Origin of the sequence: Streptomyces sp. NPDC004327 (genome assembly GCF_042873935.1) — a bacterium.
GTDB lineage: Bacteria > Actinomycetota > Actinomycetes > Streptomycetales > Streptomycetaceae > Streptomyces.
This window is the reverse complement of sequence record NZ_JBIAME010000004.1, coordinates 110,713-128,206: the sequence shown is the minus strand read 5'-3', so window position 1 is coordinate 128,206 and position 17,494 is coordinate 110,713. Positions and strand designations below refer to the sequence as shown.

The 17,494-nt window shown below is 72.6% G+C and carries 19 protein-coding genes; 11 read left to right on the top strand and 8 right to left on the bottom strand.

The genetic code is table 11. The features are described from left to right. Window positions 1-75 precede the first annotated feature (75 nt). Complete coding sequence (locus ACFYU9_RS14890; RefSeq protein WP_389344868.1) at window positions 76-915, top strand: SDR family NAD(P)-dependent oxidoreductase; 840 nt, start codon at window positions 76-78, stop codon at window positions 913-915. Here ACFYU9_RS14890 and ACFYU9_RS14885 read toward each other — a convergent pair. Then, on the bottom strand, window positions 912-1,127 hold the full coding sequence (locus tag ACFYU9_RS14885; RefSeq protein WP_389217351.1) for a DUF6011 domain-containing protein: 216 nt from the start codon (window positions 1,125-1,127) through the stop codon (window positions 912-914). The genes ACFYU9_RS14890 and ACFYU9_RS14885 overlap by 4 nt on opposite strands. A gap of 37 nt (window positions 1,128-1,164) precedes the next feature. On the opposite strand from ACFYU9_RS14885, the gene ACFYU9_RS14880 reads away from it, so the two are divergent. Both ACFYU9_RS14880 and ACFYU9_RS14875 read left to right on the top strand, forming a co-directional pair. Then, on the top strand, window positions 1,165-1,647 hold the full coding sequence (locus ACFYU9_RS14880) for a glutathione peroxidase (RefSeq protein WP_389217348.1): 483 nt from the start codon (window positions 1,165-1,167) through the stop codon (window positions 1,645-1,647). A gap of 4 nt (window positions 1,648-1,651) precedes the next feature. Continuing rightward, entirely contained in the window at window positions 1,652-2,410 is a 759-nt protein-coding gene (locus ACFYU9_RS14875) for a putative protein N(5)-glutamine methyltransferase (RefSeq protein WP_389344866.1), read from the top strand. Here the strand turns inward: ACFYU9_RS14875 and ACFYU9_RS14870 are convergent. The 3 genes from ACFYU9_RS14870 to ACFYU9_RS14860 all read right to left on the bottom strand — a co-directional run bounded on the left by ACFYU9_RS14870 (window position 2,407) and on the right by ACFYU9_RS14860 (window position 5,790). After that, window positions 2,407-3,792, bottom strand: a complete 1,386-nt coding sequence (locus ACFYU9_RS14870) for a cytochrome P450 (protein ID WP_389217343.1) — start codon at window positions 3,790-3,792, stop codon at window positions 2,407-2,409. The genes ACFYU9_RS14875 and ACFYU9_RS14870 overlap by 4 nt on opposite strands. Window positions 3,793-3,939: 147 nt before the next feature. Continuing rightward, a complete protein-coding gene (locus tag ACFYU9_RS14865; RefSeq protein ID WP_389217340.1) occupies window positions 3,940-4,362 on the bottom strand; it encodes a hypothetical protein in 423 nt (140 codons plus the stop codon). A 195-nt stretch (window positions 4,363-4,557) separates the two neighbouring features. Further along, entirely contained in the window at window positions 4,558-5,790 is a 1,233-nt protein-coding gene (locus ACFYU9_RS14860) for an acyl-CoA dehydrogenase family protein (RefSeq protein WP_389344864.1), read from the bottom strand. A 185-nt stretch (window positions 5,791-5,975) separates the two neighbouring features. Here ACFYU9_RS14860 and ACFYU9_RS14855 point away from each other — a divergent pair, with 185 nt between their 5' ends. Continuing rightward, entirely contained in the window at window positions 5,976-6,626 is a 651-nt protein-coding gene (locus tag ACFYU9_RS14855) for a TetR family transcriptional regulator (RefSeq protein WP_389217334.1), read from the top strand. Between the two features lie 57 nt (window positions 6,627-6,683). On the opposite strand, the gene def is transcribed toward ACFYU9_RS14855, so the two are convergent. Beyond that, complete coding sequence (def, locus tag ACFYU9_RS14850) at window positions 6,684-7,244, bottom strand: peptide deformylase (protein WP_389217331.1); 561 nt, start codon at window positions 7,242-7,244, stop codon at window positions 6,684-6,686. A 114-nt stretch (window positions 7,245-7,358) separates the two neighbouring features. On the opposite strand from def, the gene ACFYU9_RS14845 reads away from it, so the two are divergent. The 5 genes from ACFYU9_RS14845 to ACFYU9_RS14825 all read left to right on the top strand — a co-directional run bounded on the left by ACFYU9_RS14845 (window position 7,359) and on the right by ACFYU9_RS14825 (window position 12,011). Then, window positions 7,359-8,606 carry a MurT ligase domain-containing protein gene (locus ACFYU9_RS14845; RefSeq protein ID WP_389217328.1) on the top strand — a complete coding sequence of 416 codons (1,248 nt, stop codon included), beginning with the start codon at window positions 7,359-7,361 and terminating at the stop codon, window positions 8,604-8,606. 33 nt (window positions 8,607-8,639) lie between these two features. Next, a complete protein-coding gene (locus ACFYU9_RS14840) occupies window positions 8,640-9,368 on the top strand; it encodes a type 1 glutamine amidotransferase (protein ID WP_389217325.1) in 729 nt (242 codons plus the stop codon). A 189-nt stretch (window positions 9,369-9,557) separates the two neighbouring features. Next, complete coding sequence (locus ACFYU9_RS14835) at window positions 9,558-10,586, top strand: 6-phosphofructokinase (protein ID WP_389217322.1); 1,029 nt, start codon at window positions 9,558-9,560, stop codon at window positions 10,584-10,586. Between the two features lie 127 nt (window positions 10,587-10,713). Continuing rightward, complete coding sequence (locus ACFYU9_RS14830; protein ID WP_389217320.1) at window positions 10,714-11,676, top strand: cytochrome c oxidase assembly protein; 963 nt, start codon at window positions 10,714-10,716, stop codon at window positions 11,674-11,676. A 128-nt stretch (window positions 11,677-11,804) separates the two neighbouring features. Next, on the top strand, window positions 11,805-12,011 hold the full coding sequence (locus ACFYU9_RS14825; protein WP_389217758.1) for a hypothetical protein: 207 nt from the start codon (window positions 11,805-11,807) through the stop codon (window positions 12,009-12,011). A gap of 12 nt (window positions 12,012-12,023) precedes the next feature. Here the strand turns inward: ACFYU9_RS14825 and ACFYU9_RS14820 are convergent, their stop codons facing one another. Then, window positions 12,024-13,022 (bottom strand): DUF3048 domain-containing protein, encoded by a 999-nt coding sequence (locus ACFYU9_RS14820; RefSeq protein ID WP_389344862.1) that lies wholly within the window; start codon window positions 13,020-13,022, stop codon window positions 12,024-12,026. An 88-nt stretch (window positions 13,023-13,110) separates the two neighbouring features. On the opposite strand from ACFYU9_RS14820, the gene ACFYU9_RS14815 reads away from it, so the two are divergent. Then, window positions 13,111-13,824 (top strand): lysophospholipid acyltransferase family protein, encoded by a 714-nt coding sequence (locus ACFYU9_RS14815; RefSeq protein ID WP_389344860.1) that lies wholly within the window; start codon window positions 13,111-13,113, stop codon window positions 13,822-13,824. Window positions 13,825-13,888: 64 nt separating this feature from the next. Next, entirely contained in the window at window positions 13,889-14,926 is a 1,038-nt protein-coding gene (locus ACFYU9_RS14810; protein WP_389217314.1) for an NAD-dependent epimerase/dehydratase family protein, read from the top strand. Window positions 14,927-14,987: 61 nt separating this feature from the next. Here the strand turns inward: ACFYU9_RS14810 and ACFYU9_RS14805 are convergent, their stop codons facing one another. Together ACFYU9_RS14805 and ACFYU9_RS14800 are read right to left on the bottom strand one after the other, a co-directional pair. Further along, window positions 14,988-16,511: an alpha/beta hydrolase gene (locus tag ACFYU9_RS14805; RefSeq protein ID WP_389217737.1), complete on the bottom strand. Its 1,524-nt coding sequence runs from the start codon at window positions 16,509-16,511 to the stop codon at window positions 14,988-14,990. A 225-nt stretch (window positions 16,512-16,736) separates the two neighbouring features. Next, window positions 16,737-17,480 (bottom strand): urease accessory protein UreD, encoded by a 744-nt coding sequence (locus ACFYU9_RS14800; protein WP_389345305.1) that lies wholly within the window; start codon window positions 17,478-17,480, stop codon window positions 16,737-16,739. Window positions 17,481-17,494: the final 14 nt, after the last annotated feature.

Genomic DNA, 17,494 nt, shown 5'->3' with positions numbered 1-17,494 from the left:
GACGGCCCGGTGCGGCGTCTCATGCGCGACGAGCGTCATCGCGCTCCTCAGCGACAACAGAAACGGACATCCCTCATGAGCAAGGTCTGGTTCGTCACCGGTTCCTCCCGCGGCCTCGGCCGCGCCTTCGTCGAGGCCGCGCTGTCGCGGGGCGACCGGGTGGCCGCGACCGCCCGGGACACCTCGCGCCTCGACGGCCTGGTCGCCGCGCACGGCGGGGTGGTGTTGCCGCTCGCGCTGGACGTCACCGACCGGGCCGCCGTGCACGAGGCCGTGCGGCGGGCCGCGGAGCACTTCGGCCGGCTCGACGTGGTCGTGAACAACGCGGGCTACGGGCTCTTCGGCGCCGTCGAGGAACTCGGCGAGCGGGAGCTGCGTGACCAGCTGGAGACCAATCTGTACGGCCCGCTGTGGGTCGTACAGGCCGCGCTGCCGCGGCTGCGGGCGCAGGGCGGCGGGCACATCGTGCAGATCTCCTCGGTCGGCGGCGTCACGGCGATGGCGCTGGGCGGCGGCTACCACGCCTCCAAGTGGGCGCTGGAGGCCCTGAGCGAGTCCCTCGCCCAGGAGGTCGCCCCGTTCGGGATCAGGGTGACCCTGGTCGAGCCCGGTTCCTTCGCGACGGATGCGATGACGAGCGTCGTCCACGCCGGGGCCGATCCGCTCTACCAGGGGCTGCGCGAGCAGTTCGCCGCGTTCGCGAAGGACCTCGACGCGGGCGATCCGGCCGCCGCGGGCCGGGCGCTGTTGAAGATCGTCGACGCGGAGAACCCGCCGCTGCGGGTCTTCTTCGGCGGGCAGGGCCACGAGTTGCTCACGCAGGTCTACGCGGACCGGCTGCGCACCTGGGAGGCCTGGCAGGACCTCGCGGTGGAGGCCCACGGGCACGTGCCGGGCGGCCCGGACGGGCGCTAGAGACCGGGCAGCGCGTCCTGCTCGACGTCGTGCCGCCGGGTCCGGATGTCCGGGCCCGGCGGGTGCAGCTTGGCGTCGCAGGCCGGGCCGAGGCCGCTGCGGCGGGACGCGGCGCCGGTCAGCGCGCGCCCGCACAGCCGGCACCACACCCGGCCGGCGGCGTCGGCGCCGGGCGTGGCACCGATGTCGATTGCCAGCGATTCGTCTTCCATGGTCAGATCAAACCCCATTGTGACGAGGAGCAGTCCCATGAGCTTGTACGAGATTCCGCTGACGACCCTCGCCGGCGACCCGCTCTCCCTCGCCGACTACCGCGACCGGGCCGTCCTGGTCGTGAACGTGGCGTCCCAGTGCGGTCTCACCCCGCAGTACGCCGGTCTGGAGCGGCTGCAGAAGGAGTACGGCGAGCGCGGCTTCACCGTGCTCGGCGTGCCGTGCAACCAGTTCGCGGGCCAGGAGCCGGGCAGCGCGGACGAGATCGGCACGTTCTGCTCGACGACGTACGGCGTGACCTTCCCGCTGCTCGCGAAGGCCGAGGTCAACGGGGCCGGCCGGCACCCGCTGTACGCGGAGCTGACGAAGGTCGCCGACGCCGCGGGCGAGGCCGGTGACGTGCAGTGGAACTTCGAGAAGTTCCTCGTCGGCCGGGACGGCGCCGTGACCCGCTTCCGGCCGCGCACCGAGCCGGAGGCCCCGGAGCTGCTCGCCGCGATCGAGGCCCAGCTTGCCTGACGTCGTGACGCGGCTGCGGGCCGCGGGCTGCGTGTTCGCCGAGGAGGAGGCGGACCTGCTGCGCTCGGCCGCGGCCGGGCCGGCCGAGCTGGACGCGATGGTGGAGCGGCGGGCCGCGGGCCTGCCGCTGGAGCACGTCGTGGGCTGGGCGGCGTTCGCCGGGCTGCGGATCGAGGTGGACGGCGGGGTGTTCGTGCCGCGCCGGCGCACCGAGTTCCTGGCCGGCCGGGCGGTGGCGCTCGCCCGGCCGGGCGCGCTCTGCGTCGATCTGTGCTGCGGCACGGGCGCGGCGGCCGCGGTGCTGCTCGCCTCGGTCGAGGGCGCCGAGGTGCACGCGGCCGACATCGAGCCGGCCGCCGTGCGCTGCGCCCGCCGCAACGTGGAGCCGCGCGGCGGGCGGGTGTACGAGGGCGACCTCTTCGACCCGCTGCCGGCCGAACTGCGGGGCCGGATCGAGGTGCTCGTCGCCAACGTCCCGTACGTGCCGAGCGGCGACGTCCCGCTGCTGCCGCCCGAGGCCCGTGACCACGAGCCCCTGGTGGCGCTCGACGGCGGCGCGGACGGCCTGGACGTGCTGCGCCGGGTCGCGCGGGGCGCGGCGGAGTGGCTGGCGCCGGGCGGGCATCTGCTGTTCGAGACCAGCGAGCGCCAGACGGACGCGGCCGTGGCGGCGGTCGCCGCGCACGGCCTTGCGGCCCGGGTCCTGGAGGACGAGGACCTCTACGCCACGATCGTCGTGGCGACCCGTACCGCTGCTCCCTAGGCCGTACGCGGCTTCAGGCGGCAGCGGGCCGGGCCCATGGCCTGGAGGGTGATCGCGGCGGACAGCGGGATCTCGGTGTCGATGGCCTCCAGCTCGTAGGACTGGAGGATCATCGAGAGCGCGATCACCGACTCCAGCATGGAGAAGTGCTGGCCGATGCAGGCGCGCGGGCCGCCGCCGAAGGGGAACCAGGCGTAGCGGGGGCGGGCGGCCTCGGCCTCGGGGGTGAAGCGGTCGGGGTCGAAGCGCTCCGGCTCGTCCCAGTAGCGGGGGTGCCGGTGGGTGACCCAGGGCGCGATGATGACGTCGGCGCCGGCCGGGATGGTGTACCCGCCGATCTCGGTGGCGGCGACGGCCCGGCGGCCGATGGCCGCGGCGGCCGGGAAGAGGCGCATGGCCTCCTTGAGCACCCGGGTGACGTACGGCAGCGCGTCGAGGTCGGCGGCGCCGGGCGTGCGGCCGGCCAGGACCCGGTCGACCTCCTCGTGGGCCCGCTTCTGCTCCTCGGGGTGCTTGGCGAGCAGGTGCAGCGCGAAGGCGAGCGAGGTGGCGGTGGTCTCGTGCCCGGCGAGCAGGAACACCAGGACCTGCTCGCGCAGTTCGGTGGCGTCGAAGCCGCCGTCCTCGTCGCTCTCGGCGGCCATCAGCAGGGTCAGCAGGTCCCGTCCCTCGTGGCTGGTGCCGGCCGCGCGCCGTTCGGCGATGATGCGGTCACAGACGGCGTACAGCTCCTCGTGCACGGCGGCGGCCTTGCGGTTGCCCGGGGTGGGCCACTGGCGCGGGATGTTGCGGGGCGAGTAGCCGCGGCGGGAGACGTAGGCGCCGACCGCCGGGAAGCAGCGCTCGACGATGTCGACTGCGGCGTCGACGTCGGTGCCGAAGAGGATGCGGGCGACGGCGCGCAGCGCGAGCGTGGTCATCTCGTGCATGACGTCGACGCTCTCGTGCCCGGCGTCGCGCCAGGTGCCGGTGAGCCGGTCGACCTCCTCGGCGACGGCGAAGGCGTAGGTGTCGACGCTGCGGCGCGTGAACAGGGGCTGGACGAGCCGTCGTTGGCGCAGGTAGTCCTCGTCCTGGCTGGTGAGCAGTCCGTTGCCGAAGGAGACCCGGAGCTCCTCGTAGAAGTTGTTCTCCTTGCGGAAGTTGGCGGCCTCGGTGGCCAGGACCTGCTGGGCGCCCTCGGCGGAGAGCACGAGGTGGATGGTGGCCCGCATTCCGGGGGGTCCGGCGGTGATGCGGACGACGTCGCCGTGGTCGCGGCGGGCCTTGAGGAAGGTGCCGAGCGAGTCGTTCTTCAGGTCGAGCATGGAGCCGAGCAGCGGGATTCCCGCGAGTTCGGGAATCTCCGGTGTGTTCTGCGTCTCCTGGCCGGTGATCGCCATCGTGCCGTCCCCCTCGTGAGCGTCGCTGCCGTCTTCGATTCTGCCGCACGGCGGTGCCCCCTGGCAGGCGGCCCTCGCGAGTGCTGCACTCCGTTGTCCCCATGGACATACCCGAGTTGAACGCACCCGGCCTCTGCGCCCCGCCGCTCACTCGCCGAGAAGCCGGGCCAGCGACCAGATGATGACGAGGTCCAGGACCATCACGGAGATCGCCCACGCCGGGTAGTACGGGATGAACATGAACTGGGTGACGAGGCTGATCGCGGCGAGAGCGATGCCCGCCCCGCGGGCCCAGCCCTTGGCGGCCAGCACCGCGACGCCCACGACCATCAGCACGACCCCGATCACCAGGTGGATCCAGCCCCAGGCGGTGATGTCGAAGCGGTACGCGTAGTTCCCCGACACGACGAAGAGCCTGTCCTGGGCGATGCCGGCGACGCCGAGGAGGAAACTCAGCACCCCGCTGATGAACAGCGCCACACCGGCGAACACCGCCGGCTTGCTCGGCTGTACCGCGCCTCCTCCGTAGCCGCCCGCGTCCTGTCGTGCGCCACTGGGCATGGCCGCCATGGCCGCCACCTCTCGTCCGGGGTGCGGTCACCGCGGGTCGCGCGGAGCGGCAGCGGAGACCGGTGGCGATCCCGCCACGGTCTCACCGTCGCGCCGGGCCGCCGGCGCGGCGACCGGGCCGGGCCGTCCGGGTGACCGGGGTCCCCGGCGCCGCCCCGGGCCCCGGTCCGCAGCCGGGCCGGCCCGGACCCCGGGTCAGCGGATCGGCATGCCGGAGAGGGTGCGGGCGATGACGAGGCGCTGGATCTCGCTCGTGCCCTCGAAGATCGTGTAGATCGCGGCGTCGCGGTGCATGCGCTCGACCGGGTACTCCCGGGTGTAGCCGTTGCCGCCGAGGATCTGAATGGCCTGCGCGGTGACCTTCTTGGCGACCTCGCTCGCGTACAGCTTGGACATGGAGCCCTCGGCGGAGGTGAAGGGCTTGCCGGCGGTGGCCATCCAGGAGGCGCGCCAGACGAGGAGGCGGGCCGCGTCGATCTGGGTGCGCATGTCGGCGAGCTGGAAGGCGACGCCCTGGTTGTCGATGATCGGGCGGCCGAACTGCTCGCGGGTCTTCGCGTAGTCGAGGGCGACCTCGTACGCGGCGCGGGCCGTGCCGACGGCCATGGCGCCGACGGCCGGGCGCGACGCCTCGAAGGTGGCCATGGCGGCGTTCTTGACCCGCTCGCCGTTGCCGGCCTGCCTGGCCCGCTCACGGGCCCGGGCGAGGCGCTCGTCGAGCTTCTCCTTGCCGCCGAGGAGGCAGTGGCCGGGGACGCGGACGTTCTCCAGGACGACCTCGGCGGTGTGCGAGGCGCGGATGCCGTGCTTCTGGAACTTCTGGCCCTGGGAGAGGCCGGGGGTGTTCGGCGGCACGATGAAGGAGGCGTGGCCCTTGGAGCCGAGCCCGGGGTCGACGACGGCGACGACCACGTGGACGTTGGCGATTCCGCCGTTGGTCGCCCAGGTCTTGGTGCCGTTGAGCACCCACTCGTCCTTGGCCTCGTCGTAGACGGCGCGGGTGCGCATGGAGGTCACGTCGGAGCCGGCGTCGGGCTCGGAGGAGCAGAAGGCGGCGACCTTGACGTCGGAGGCGTCGCCGTACATCTGCGGGACCCAGGTGCCGATCTGCTCCTCGGTGCCGTTGGCGAGCACGCCGACGGCGGCGAGGCCGGTGCCGACGATGGACAGCGCGATGCCGGCGTCGCCCCAGAACAGTTCCTCCATGGCCATCGGGATGCCGAGGCCGGTCGGGTCGAAGAACTGCTGCGCGTAGAAGTCGAGGGAGTAGATTCCGAGCTTGGCGGCTTCCTGGATGATCGGCCAGGGAGTCTCCTCGCGCTCGTCCCACTCGGCGGCCGCGGGGCGCATCACATCGGCGGCGAAGCCGTGGAGCCAGTCGCGCACCTGCTTCTGGTCGTCGTTGAGTTCGAGCGTGAACTCGGCCATGATCCCTCCCGGCAGCGTGTTACTTGCGGTAACAGCAGTGTGTTACCGACGGGTAGCCCCTGTCAACCAGCAGCGACGCGGTTCCTGCGGACGACGGCCCGGCGACGGCCGGACGGCACCGGGTGCCGCCGGAGTGTTACGTTGCGGACAGCCTCAGGAATTCGCACGGGCGGGGAGAGACGCTTATGGACACCACACACCGGACCACCACCGACCAGCAGAAGCCGGCCGAGCAGCGACGGCGGGAACTGCTGGAGGCGGCGGACCGCGTGGTGCTCCGCGACGGGCCGAAGGCGTCGATGAACGCGATCGCCGCCGAGGCCGGGATCACCAAGCCGATCCTCTACCGGCACTTCGGCGACAAGGGCGGCCTCTACCGGGCGCTCGCCACCCGCCACACCGACGCCCTGCTCTCCGCCCTGCGCGCCGCGCTCGACGCGCCCGCCGACCGGCGACAGCGCGTCGAGTCCACCCTCGACACGTACCTCGCGTCCATCGAGGCCATGCCGCAGGTCTACCGCTTCCTCATGCACCCGGCCGAGGAGTCCCACCAGGCCGAGCAGGGCTTCGACGTCGGCCGTCACTCCGCCCCGCTGCTGCGCCGCATGGGCGAGGAACTCGGCCAGGTCATCGCCGAGCGCGTCGACCTCGGCCCGGACAGCGAGGCCCAGGCCCGCATCTGGGGCCACGGCATCGTCGGCATGATGCACGCGGCGGGCGACTGGTGGCTGGGCGAACGCCCGTGCTCGCGCGCGGAGTTGGTACGCAGCCTGGCGGACCTGCTGTGGGGCCGGCTCGCGGCGGCGGGCGACCGCGCGGACGGCCCCGGGTTCTAGGAACCGGCCCTCCGGCGCCGTCCCCCCGAGCGAGCCGGGGCGCCGAAAAAGGGAGGCTCAGTCCTCCAGTACCGCCACGCCGCTCCCCCACGGCTCCTTCCTGATCGACTTCAGCAGCTTCCGCCTGCCCCACCCCGTCACGTGGTCCGCGTACACCCCGCCGTCCAGGTGGTCCGCCTCGTGCTGGAGGCAGCGCGCGAAGAAGCCGGTGCCCTCGACGCGGACCGGGGTGCCGTCCAGGCGGACGCCCTCGACGACCGCGCGGTCGAAGCGCGGGGTGGGGGCCTCCAGGCCCGGGAGGGAGAGACAGCCCTCGGGGCCGCGGAACACGTCGCCGTCGGCCTCGACGAGCCGCGGGTTCACCACATGGCCCAGGTGCCGCACGTCCTCGTCGTCCGGGCAGTCGTACACGAAGACCCGCAGCCCGACGCCCACCTGGTTCGCGGCCAGGCCGACGCCGTTCGCCGCGTACATCGTCGCGAACATGTCCTCCACCAGCCGGGCCAGTTCGGGGCCGAAGTCGGTGACGGGCTCGCAGGGGGTGTGCAGCACGGGAGCGCCGAGCAGGGTCATCGCTCGGACGCGGCCGGAACTGCCGGGGATCAACCGGTTTCGCATGGACGCAAGCGTACGTTCAGGGGGCCTCGGCCCCGCCCGGCGGTGCCGCGGTTCGGGCTCCTGGCCGGATCTCGATAGGCTGAGCCCGGACCGACGCAAGGAGGAACAGGGACGATGTCAGGACACGCCGGTAATCCGGAGCCGCTGTCGGCGCGCTCCAAGCTGGCCGTGACGGCCGGCAAGGCGGCCGCCGCCGTGTCGCGCGCGGCGGGACGCGGCAGCGGATCGGTGATCGGCGGGCGGGTCGCGCTCAAGCTCGACCCCGATCTGCTGGGAGCGCTCGCGCAGCACCTGGACGTCGTCCTCGTGTCGGCGACCAACGGCAAGACGACGACGACGCGACTGATCGCCGAGGCCCTGCGGGCCAGCGGCCCGGTCGTCTCGAACGCGCTCGGCGCGAACATGCCCGCGGGCATCACCTCCGCCCTGGCCGGCGGCGGCGACGCCAAGTACGGCGTGATCGAGGTCGACGAGAAGTACCTGGCCGGCGTCGCCCGCGACACCACGCCCAAGGCGATCGCGCTGCTCAACCTCTCGCGCGACCAGCTCGACCGCGCCGCCGAGACCCGGATGCTCGCCGAGAAGTGGCGCGAGGGCCTCAACGGCACCAAGGCCGTGGTCATCGCCAACGCCGACGACCCGCTGATCGTGTGGGCCGCCTCCTCCTCCCCGAACGTGGTGTGGGTGGCCGTCGGCCAGGAGTGGAAGGACGACGCCTGGTCGTGCCCCTCCTGCGGCGGTGTGCTCCAGCGCCCGGGCGAGGACTGGTTCTGCGGCGAGTGCGGCTTCCGCCGTCCCGCGCCGAGCTGGGCGCTCAACGGCGACCACGTGCTCGACCCGCACGGCTCGGCCTGGCCGATCCACCTCCAGCTGCCCGGCCGCGCCAACAAGGCCAACGCCGCCACCTCCGCCGCGGTCGCCGCGGTCTTCGGGGTGCCGCCGCAGGTCGCCCTGGAGCGGATGTACCAGGTGCAGGCCGTCGCCGGCCGCTACGACGTGATCAACTTCCAGGGCCGGGACATCCGGCTGCTGCTCGCGAAGAACCCGGCCGGCTGGCTCGAAACGTTTTCCCTGATCGACCAGCCGCCGGCCCCGGTGATCCTGTCCGTCAACGCCCGCGGCGCCGACGGCACCGACACCTCGTGGCTGTGGGACGTGGACTACGGCCGGCTGGCCGGCCACCCGATCATGGTGATCGGCGACCGCAAGCTGGACCTCGCGGTCCGCCTGGAGGTCGCGGGCGTGGACTTCCGCGTGTGCGACACGCTCGACGAGGCCGTCACGGTGGCCCCGCCCGGCCAGATCGAGCTGATCGCCAACTACACCGCCTTCCAGGACGTCCGCCGCCGCGTCGGCAACTGACCCCGGCACCGACCTCGCTAAAGGACTTGCAGCATGAGTGACAGCAGCCTGCGTCTGGTCTGGGTCTACCCCGACCTGCTCAGCACCTACGGCGACCAGGGCAACGTCCTGGTCGTGGAGCGCCGCGCCCAGCAGCGCGGACTCAGCGTCGAGCGCGTCGACGTGCGCAGCGACCAGCCGATCCCGACCTCCGGCGACATCTATCTGATCGGTGGCGGCGAGGACCGGCCGCAGCGGCTCGCGGCCGAGCGGCTGCGCCGCGACGGCGGCCTGAACCGGGCCGCCGCCAACGGCGCGATCATCTTCTCGGTGTGCGCCGGCTACCAGATCCTGGGCCACGAGTTCATCAACGACCTCGGCGAGCGCGAGCCGGGCCTCGGCCTGCTCGACGTGACGACGGTCCGCGGTGAGGGCGAGCGCTGCGTCGGTGACGTGCTCGCCGACATCGACCCGCACCTGGGCCTGCCCCAGCTCACCGGGTTCGAGAACCACCAGGGCGTCACCCACCTGGGCCCGACCGCCCGCCCGTTCGCCCGGACCGTGTTCGGCAACGGCAACGGCACCGGCGACGGCACCGAGGGCGCGTACAACGACACCGTGTTCGGCACGTACATGCACGGCCCCGTCATGGCGCGCAACCCGCAGATCGCGGACCTGCTCCTGAAGCTGGCCCTGGACGTGAACGCGCTGCCGCCGACGGACGACCGCTGGTACGACGCGCTGCGTTCCGAGCGCATCGCGTCGGCCTCGCAGACGTCCTGACGGACCGGCAGTCCCCTTCCGGGGACTGCACGTCTGAGCGCCCCTACGCACATTGGATTCGTAAGTAAATACGGTGTCCAATCTGCGGACATCCGGTTCGGCCCCGCCACTCTCCACCGATAGGGTGGCGGGGATCCAGCCGGACGACGTGGTCCGGGAGTCGGCCCACGTTGCAAAGGTTTTTGGGCTATGCGCATTGGTGTGCTCACCTCCGGCGGAGACTGCCCCGGTCTGAACGCCGTCATCCGGTCCGTCGTGCACCGCGCCGTCGTCGACCACGGCGACGAGGTCATCGGCTTCCACGACGGCTGGAAGGGCCTCCTGGAGTGCGACTACCGCAAGCTGGACCTCGACGCCGTGAACGGCATCCTGGCCCGCGGCGGCACCATCCTCGGCTCCTCCCGGGTCCAGCCCGCCCATCTCGTCGACGGCGTCGAGCGGGCCCGCGGCCATGTCGCCGAGCTCGGCCTCGACGCGATCATCCCGATCGGCGGCGAGGGCACCCTGAAGGCGGCGAACCTCCTCTCCGAGGCCGGGCTGCCGATCGTCGGCGTCCCGAAGACCATCGACAACGACATCGCGTCGACCGACGTCACCTTCGGCTTCGACACCGCCGTCACCGTGGCCACCGAGGCCCTTGACCGGCTGAAGACCACCGCCGAGTCCCACCAGCGCGTGCTGATCGTCGAGGTCATGGGCCGGCACACCGGCTGGATCGCGCTGCACTCCGGCATGGCGGCCGGCGCCCACGCCATCGTCGTGCCCGAGCGGCCCTTCGACATCGACGAGCTGACCGCCCGGGTCGGCGCCCGCTTCGAGGACGGCAAGCGCTTCGCGATCGTCGTGGTCGCCGAGGGCGCGAAGCCGCGCGAGGACGGCTCGATGGAGTTCCGCACGGCCGGCACCGACATCTACGGCCACGAGCGCTTCACCGGCGTGGCCAACCAGCTCTCCGTCGAGCTGGAGCGGCGCCTCGGCAAGGAGGCCCGCCCGGTGATCCTCGGTCACGTCCAGCGCGGCGGCACCCCGACCGCGTACGACCGCGTCCTCGCCACCCGCTTCGGCTGGCACGCGGTGGAGGCGGCGCACCGCGGCGAGTTCGGCATGCTGACGGCGCTGCGCGGCACGGAGATCGAGCTGGTGCCGCTGGCCAAGGCCGTGGAGACGCTGAAGACGGTCCCGGCGGACCGCTACGCCGAGGCGGAGTGCGTGCTCTGAGCCGTTCCCGCGCGCACCGCCCCGCGGGACACCCGTCCTGACAGCCGCCCCCGGTCGTGATCGCGACCGGGGGCGGTTCTACTCTGGTGCGGACAACAAGCGCGAATCGGGCTCCAGGAGTAGACACATGGATCACAGCGGGCACGGCGGACACGGCATGCCGATGGATCTGCCGCCGTTCACGCTGGGGCGGGCCGTGGAGTTCTCCCCCGACCTTTTCTTCCTCATCGGCTGTGCCGTGGGGCTGGCGCTCTACGGCTGGGGCGTGGCGCGGCTGCGCGGGCGCGGCGACACGTGGCCGGTGAGCCGGACGGTCTTCTTCGCCGTCGGCGTGCTGACCATCGCGTTCGTGATGTGCACCAAGCTCAACGACTACGGCATGGTCATGTTCAGCGTGCACATGGTGCAGCACATGGTGATCTCCATGCTGTCGCCGATCCTGCTGCTGCTCGGCGCGCCGGTGACGCTCGCGCTGCGGGCGCTGCCGGTGGCGGGCCGGGGCTCGACCGGCCCGCGCGAGCTGCTCCTGAAGCTGCTGCACAGCCGGTACATGCGGATCATCACGCACCCGGCGTTCACGATCCCGATGTTCATCGCGAGCCTGTACGCGCTGTACTTCTCGCCGCTGTTCGACTTCCTGATGCGCTCCCAGGTGGGCCACATCGGGATGATGGTGCACTTCCTGATGGTGGGCCTGGTCTTCTTCTGGCCGATCATGGGCGTGGACCCGGGCCCGCACCGGCCGGGCTACGTGATGCGGATGCTGGAGCTGTTCGCGGGCATGCCGTTCCACGCCTTCTTCGGCATCGCGCTGATGATGGCGACGTCGCCGATGGTCAAGGCGTACGAGAACCCGCCGGCCTCGCTCGGCATCGACGCGCTGGCCGACCAGAACGCGGCGGGCGGCATCGCCTGGGCGTTCAGCGAGATCCCGTCGGTGCTGGTGCTGATCGCGCTGGTCTACCAGTGGTACCACTCCGAGCAGCGGCAGGCGGTCCGCAAGGACCGGGCCGCGGACCGCGACGGGGACAAGGAGCTGGCGGCGTACAACGCGTACCTCGCCTCGCTGCGGACGCGCAGCGGGCAGTAGGGACGTACGACAGAGGGGCGTACGGCAGGGCGGATTCCGGCCACGGGGGCGTACGCCGGAGCGTCCCAGGGCTGGCGCACCTCCCTCCGCAGGGTCACGATGGCCTTGGTGGAGGAGGGCGGTGCCATATGTCCGGTGCGACGAAGGCGATGGGTGGGATCACGTTCGGCGCCCTGATCGTGATCACCACGTACACGGTGGCGCTCGGCAGCAGCGGCTGGCTGTGGTTCGGCTGGGTGCTGCTCGGCGTGGTCACCATCGGCATGGCGGCGGCGGACAGCGGCGAGACGCACGTCCGGCCGCCCCGGCGCGGCCGCCCGAAGCCCCAGCCGTGACGGCCGTGGCGCCTACCGCGTTCCGGTGAACAGGACCCACACCTGACCGGGCGCGAAGGCGAGCGGCGCGCCCGACGGCGTCGTGAACGACGTGCCCGCGTCGGCGGTCGGCCGGCTCCAGCGGGCCTCGTACACCCGCCCGTCGCGCAGCACCTGTGCCGTACCCGAGCCGGTGGTCACGGTGTACGGGGAGACGGCGCCGAGGAAGTCGTGGAAGCGCGAGGACCGCACGGTGACGTGCTGCACCACGACGGTGGCCGGCTTCAGCGGTCCGTCGGAGCGGCCGTCCATGGCGACGTTCCAGGCGTGCTCGGCGGGTGCCCAGGTGAAGGTGTAGCGGGCGGCGGGGAAGCGCACGGTGCGGCTGTTGACCGGGGTGCCGCCGCCCGTGGCCGGCCCGAAGCGGAAGCCGATGTCCTTGGCCCTGCTCGCGTCCGGGGCGGTGGCGAGGGCCCGGGCGGGCCGCAGATAGAGGTTGTGCGGGGCGCTGCGGGCGGGGTCGCGCAGGAAGGCGCCGGGGTTGCTTCCCTCGCTGACCAGGTGCAGCGGGGCGGCGCGCAGCAGCGGGGTGAGCGCCGACTGGGCGCCGGAGTAGGCGAGGACGGGCCGGCCGAACTGGCGCAGCAGCGCGAGGTCGGACTCGCGGGCGCTGCGGACCGGGCCGACGCGGTCGGGCAGGTGCGAGGAGTAGACGGCCATGAGCCGGGTCTGGCCGGATTCGACCTGCTCGACGTAGACGAGGTCGGCTGCGGTGAGTCCGGTGTGCGGACGGGCCGGCGGCACGTTGTCGATCTTGACCGCGAGGACCCGGCCGGGCGCGGCGGGCAGTCCGGTGAACGGGGAGAGCCCGGCGGGGGACGAGGTGGCGGGCGCGGGCGTGGGCGTCGGGTGCGGCATCGGCTCCGACGGGCCCGGGCCGGAGCAGCCGTACAGACCGGCGGCCGCCACGGCGCCCAGTACGGCGACGGTGGCGGCTGCGCCGGGACGCCTGTGCCCGCGCGCGCCTGTCATCGGTCCCTCCCCACCAGTGGACCACGGGGGCGGCCTTGGTTACAAAGGGCTTGCGGGACGCTTGCCGGACGTCGGACGGGGGTTGTCGGTGTTCTATTACGTCTTGAAGTACGTGTTTCTGGGGCCGCTGCTGAAGCTGCTGTTCCGGCCCCGGGTGGAGGGCCTGGAGCATGTGCCGGAGGAGGGCGCGGCGATCGTCGCGGGCAACCATCTGTCCTTCTCCGACCACTTCCTGATGCCGGTGGTGCTGAGCCGCCGGATCACCTTCCTGGCCAAGCAGGAGTACTTCACGGGTCCGGGGCTGCGCGGCCGGCTGACCGCCGCGTTCTTCCGCAGCGCGGGCCAGATCCCGGTGGACCGCTCCGGCAGGGAGGCCGGGCGGGCGGCGATCCGCGAGGGGCTCGGGGTGCTCGCGAAGGGCGAGCTGCTCGGCATCTATCCGGAGGGGACGCGCTCGCACGACGGGCGGCTCTACAAGGGCAAGGTGGGCGTCGCGGTGATGGCGCTGACGGCCGGGGTGAAGGTGGTGCCGTGCGCGATGGTCGGGACCTTCGAGATCCAGCCGCCGGGCCGGGTGGTGCCGAGGATCCGGCGGGTCACGATCCGCTTCGGCGAGCCGCTGGACTTCTCGCGGTACGCGGGGATGGCGGGCGAGAAGGCGGTGGTGCGGGCGGTCACCGACGAGATCATGTACCGGATCCTGGAGCTGTCCGGGCAGGAGTACGTGGACGAGTACGCGGCGAAGGTGAAGGCGGCCGAGAACCCGTCGGGGCCCGAGAAGTTCCCGGAGTCGGGACGCTGAGGGCGAATCCGCGCACGGCGAAAGCCGCTGGGCCGCCCGGCCGCCGGCCCGTAGCGTCCCTGCCATGACCAAGGGCAACGCATTCGTGCTGGGAGCGACGGGACAGATCGGGCGGGCGGCCGTACGGGCGCTCGTCGCGGACGGCTGGGAGGTGACCGCCGCCTCGCGGGGCGGGGGACGGGACGAGCGGTGGCCGGCGGAGGTCCGGTCGGTGGTGGTGGACCGCGACGAGGACGGCGCGCTGGCCGGGGCGCTCGGCGCGGGCACGGACGTCCTGGTGGACGTGGTCGCCTTCGACGCGGGGCACGGGCGGCAGCTGGCGGGGCTCGCGGACCGGATCGGCTCGGCGGTGGTGATCTCCAGCGGCGCGGTGTACGAGGACGACAAGGGCCGCAGCTTCGACACCCAGGACGAGCCGGACGGCTTCCCGCTCTACCCGCTGCCGATCCCGGAGTCGCAGCCGACGGTCGCGCCGGGCGAGGGCACGTACGGCACCCGCAAGGTGGCCCTGGAGCGCGAGCTGCTGGCGCTCGGGGAGCGGTTGCCGACGACGCTGCTGCGCGCGGGCGCGGTGCACGGCCCGTACTGCAAGGCGCCGCGCGAGCTGTGGTTCGTCAAGCGGGCGCTCGACGGGCGGCCGGTGCGGGTGCTCGCGTACGGCGGCTCCTCGCGCTTCCACCCGGTGCACGTGGACAACCTCGGCGAGCTGGTGCGGCTCGCGGCGGCGCGGCCCGGCAGCCGGGTGCTCAACGGCGGTGACCCCGAGGCGCCGACGGTGGCCGAGATCGGCGCGGCGGTCGACGCCGTGGTCGGCGTGGAGAGCGAGACGGTGATCGTCGACGGGCCGCCGCCGGTGGACGGGGTCGGGGAGACGCCGTGGGGCGTGGACCGGCCGGTCGTCTTCGACATGGGCGCGGCGGAACGGGAGTTGGGGTACCGGCCGGTGGTGTCGTACGTGGAGTCGCTGCCGGGGACGGTGGAGTACCTGTCGCGGCGGCTGGCGGGCCGGGACTGGCTGGACGCCTTCCCGAACCTGGCCAAGTACCAGCAGGACTGGTTCGACTACGCGGCGGAGGACGCCTGGCTGGCCTCGCGCGGCTGAGTCCGCGCACGGCGGAGGGGCGGCCGCCGTACGGCGACCGCCCCTCACTGTGTTTCAGGTGTTACGGCGCGGGCGTGGCGTGCGGCTCGCACGTCACGTCCTGGCTGTCCACCTTGCCGGTGAGCAGGTACGTCTCGACCTTCGGGTTGATGCAGGAGTTCACCAGGCCGGTGACACCGTGCGAACCCGCGTTCTTCTCGGTGATGAGACGCGAGCCCTGGAAGCGCTTGTGCAGCTCGACCGCACCGGCGTACGGCGTCGCCGCGTCACGCTCGGACTGGACGATGAGCACCGGCGGCAGGCCCTTGCCGGTCTTGACCTGGGTCGGCTTCTGCTGCGGCGCGGACCAGGTGGCGCACGGCAGGTTCATCCAGGCGTTCGACCAGGTCATGAACGGGTACTGCTTGTGGAGGGCCGAGTTGTCCCGGTTCCACTTGTTCCAGTTGGTCGGCCAGGCGGCGTCGGCGCACTCGACGGCGGTGTAGACGGCGTTGCCGTTCTCCGACGCGATGTTGCCGGCGGTGTCCGTGAGGTCGGCCGAGGCGCCGTCGATCAGCGGCTGCGGGTCACCCGCGGCGTACGCGCTCCACGCCTGGGCGACCGGCACCCACGAGGAGTCGTAGTACGGGGCGCTCTGGAAGAAGCCGATGAGCTCGGCCGGGCCGACCTTGCCGCCGAGGGGGCTCTTCTTGGCGGCGGCGCGCAGGGTCACCCACTGCTGCTGCACGTCGGCGAGGGTCTTGCCGAGGTGGAACTTGTCGTCGTGCTGGGCGACCCAGGTCATCCAGTCCTTGAGGCGGCCCTCGAAGGCGATGTCCTGCTCGAGGTTGGCCTTGTACCAGATGTTGCTCTTCGCCGGGTTGACGACGCTGTCGACGATCATGCGGCGCACGTGGCTCGGGTACAGCGTGCCGTAGACGGCCCCGAGGTAGGTGCCGTACGAGACGCCGATGAAGTTGAGCTTCTTCTGGCCGAGCGCGGCCCGGATGACGTCGAGGTCACGGGCGGTGTTGCGCGTCGTCATGTAGGGCAGCATGTCGCCGCTCTTCTCGGCGCAGCCCTTGGCGTAGTCGGCGGCCAGCTTGCGCTGGACGGCCTTGTCCGCCTCGCTGTCCGGGACCGGGTCGAGCTTCGGGCCCTTGACGAACTCGGTCGGGTCGACGCAGGAGATGGGCGCCGAGTGGCCGACACCGCGCGGGTCGAAGCCCACGAAGTCGTACGCCTTCGCGGTGTTCACCCAGAGCGGGTTCTTGGTGGTGACCCGCTTCGGGAAGCGCAGGCCGGAACCGCCGGGGCCGCCCGGGTTGTAGAGCAGCGCGCCCTGGTACTCACCGGCGGTGCCGGTGGCCTTGGCGCGGTCGACGGCAATCTTGATCTTCTTGCCGTGGGGCTTGGCGTAGTCGACCGGGACGGTGACCCAGCCGCACTGGATGGGCTGTGCGAAGCCCCAGTCGGCGGGGCAGTCCTGCCAGTCGATGCCGGCCTTGGCGGCCTCGGCGGCGGCGATGGTCGCGCCGCGCGCCTCGTCGTCACGGTCGTGGCCGGTGACGGCGCCGGCCGTCGGTGCCGCGAGCGCGGTCGCCATGAGCGTGCCCGCTATCAGAGTGCCGGCAGAGCCGAGCACTGCTGCTTTTCTCAAGTGGTCCCTCCCCCTCGAAAGGCGCCGCCCCCGTGGCAGCGCCGTGGTGGGCTGTCCGGGGGATCCTTTCGTCAATGGGGCCTCGGGTAAAAGAGCGAACACGTGTTTCTTTGCCGAACCAATAACCGGTGACCGGTGTACCGCTGAGCGGTGAACGTTTTGTTCCCGTCCTCAAAGGGGTGAGAGCAGGGCCAAAGCCTCATTCAGCACCCGGCGCAGGGCGAGGGCGTCGGGCGCGACCGCGGTGACGAGGGCGGCGGGACCGGCGAGCGGGGCGAGGACGCCATGCTCACCGAAGAGCCGGGTTTCGGCCGGTTTGTCAGTGAACGCCGGATCGACGACGAGGAGTTGACCGGTCGCGCGCCGGCCGTCGAGCACCGCGGGGCCGTCCCAGCCCGCCGGGGCGCCCGGGCCGTAGCCGAGCTCCTGGTCGAGCAGGAGCCGGCCGGCGTGGCGCACGGTGAGCCGGCTGAGGAGGGTGCCGGGCCCCTCGGCGTGCCGGCCGAGGACCTGCTCTTCCCGAAGGACGAGACGCGCTCCGCCGGCCAGCTCCACCATCGTGCGCATCCGCAGCGCCGACCCGGCCGCGGAGACCAGCTGTTCGGGCAGCCAGCGCAGTTCGGCGCCGGCACCGACGGTGAGCGCGATGTCGTAGGCGGCCGGCGCGCCGCTCCGGCCCGGCAGGGCGACGGTCGCGGCGGCCGAGTCGACCAGGAGCCGCGCCCCGTCCCGCACCTCGGCCTCCAGGCGGAGCCGGTCGCCGCCGAGCGGGGCGCTCATCGCGCCGACGACGGTGACCCGGGTGTACGGGCCCGGGGCGCGGGTGCGGCGCAGCGCCAGCGGGCCTTCGCCCTGGAGGACGGGCAGCGATCCGTCGGCCGCGGCGACGATGCGCGCCGTGGCGGCGAGGCTCATGCGGTCGGTGGTGC

Bases quoted from the DNA above. Each gene is read 5' to 3' on its own strand.
- ACFYU9_RS14890 (WP_389344868.1), top strand. From the start codon at position 76: ATGAGCAAGGTCTGGTTCGTCACCGGTTCCTCCCGCGGCCTCGGCCGC.
- ACFYU9_RS14885 (WP_389217351.1), bottom strand. From the start codon at position 1,127: ATGGAAGACGAATCGCTGGCAATCGACATCGGTGCCACGCCCGGCGCC.
- ACFYU9_RS14880 (WP_389217348.1), top strand. From the start codon at position 1,165: ATGAGCTTGTACGAGATTCCGCTGACGACCCTCGCCGGCGACCCGCTC.
- ACFYU9_RS14870 (WP_389217343.1), bottom strand. From the start codon at position 3,792: ATGGCGATCACCGGCCAGGAGACGCAGAACACACCGGAGATTCCCGAA.
- ACFYU9_RS14865 (WP_389217340.1), bottom strand. From the start codon at position 4,362: ATGGCGGCCATGCCCAGTGGCGCACGACAGGACGCGGGCGGCTACGGA.
- ACFYU9_RS14860 (WP_389344864.1), bottom strand. From the start codon at position 5,790: ATGGCCGAGTTCACGCTCGAACTCAACGACGACCAGAAGCAGGTGCGC.
- ACFYU9_RS14855 (WP_389217334.1), top strand. From the start codon at position 5,976: ATGGACACCACACACCGGACCACCACCGACCAGCAGAAGCCGGCCGAG.
- def (WP_389217331.1), bottom strand. From the start codon at position 7,244: ATGCGAAACCGGTTGATCCCCGGCAGTTCCGGCCGCGTCCGAGCGATG.
- ACFYU9_RS14845 (WP_389217328.1), top strand. From the start codon at position 7,359: ATGTCAGGACACGCCGGTAATCCGGAGCCGCTGTCGGCGCGCTCCAAG.
- ACFYU9_RS14840 (WP_389217325.1), top strand. From the start codon at position 8,640: ATGAGTGACAGCAGCCTGCGTCTGGTCTGGGTCTACCCCGACCTGCTC.
- ACFYU9_RS14835 (WP_389217322.1), top strand. From the start codon at position 9,558: ATGCGCATTGGTGTGCTCACCTCCGGCGGAGACTGCCCCGGTCTGAAC.
- ACFYU9_RS14830 (WP_389217320.1), top strand. From the start codon at position 10,714: ATGGATCACAGCGGGCACGGCGGACACGGCATGCCGATGGATCTGCCG.
- ACFYU9_RS14825 (WP_389217758.1), top strand. From the start codon at position 11,805: ATGTCCGGTGCGACGAAGGCGATGGGTGGGATCACGTTCGGCGCCCTG.
- ACFYU9_RS14820 (WP_389344862.1), bottom strand. From the start codon at position 13,022: ATGACAGGCGCGCGCGGGCACAGGCGTCCCGGCGCAGCCGCCACCGTC.
- ACFYU9_RS14810 (WP_389217314.1), top strand. From the start codon at position 13,889: ATGACCAAGGGCAACGCATTCGTGCTGGGAGCGACGGGACAGATCGGG.
- ACFYU9_RS14805 (WP_389217737.1), bottom strand. From the start codon at position 16,511: ATGGCGACCGCGCTCGCGGCACCGACGGCCGGCGCCGTCACCGGCCAC.
- ACFYU9_RS14800 (WP_389345305.1), bottom strand. From the start codon at position 17,480: ATGAGCCTCGCCGCCACGGCGCGCATCGTCGCCGCGGCCGACGGATCG.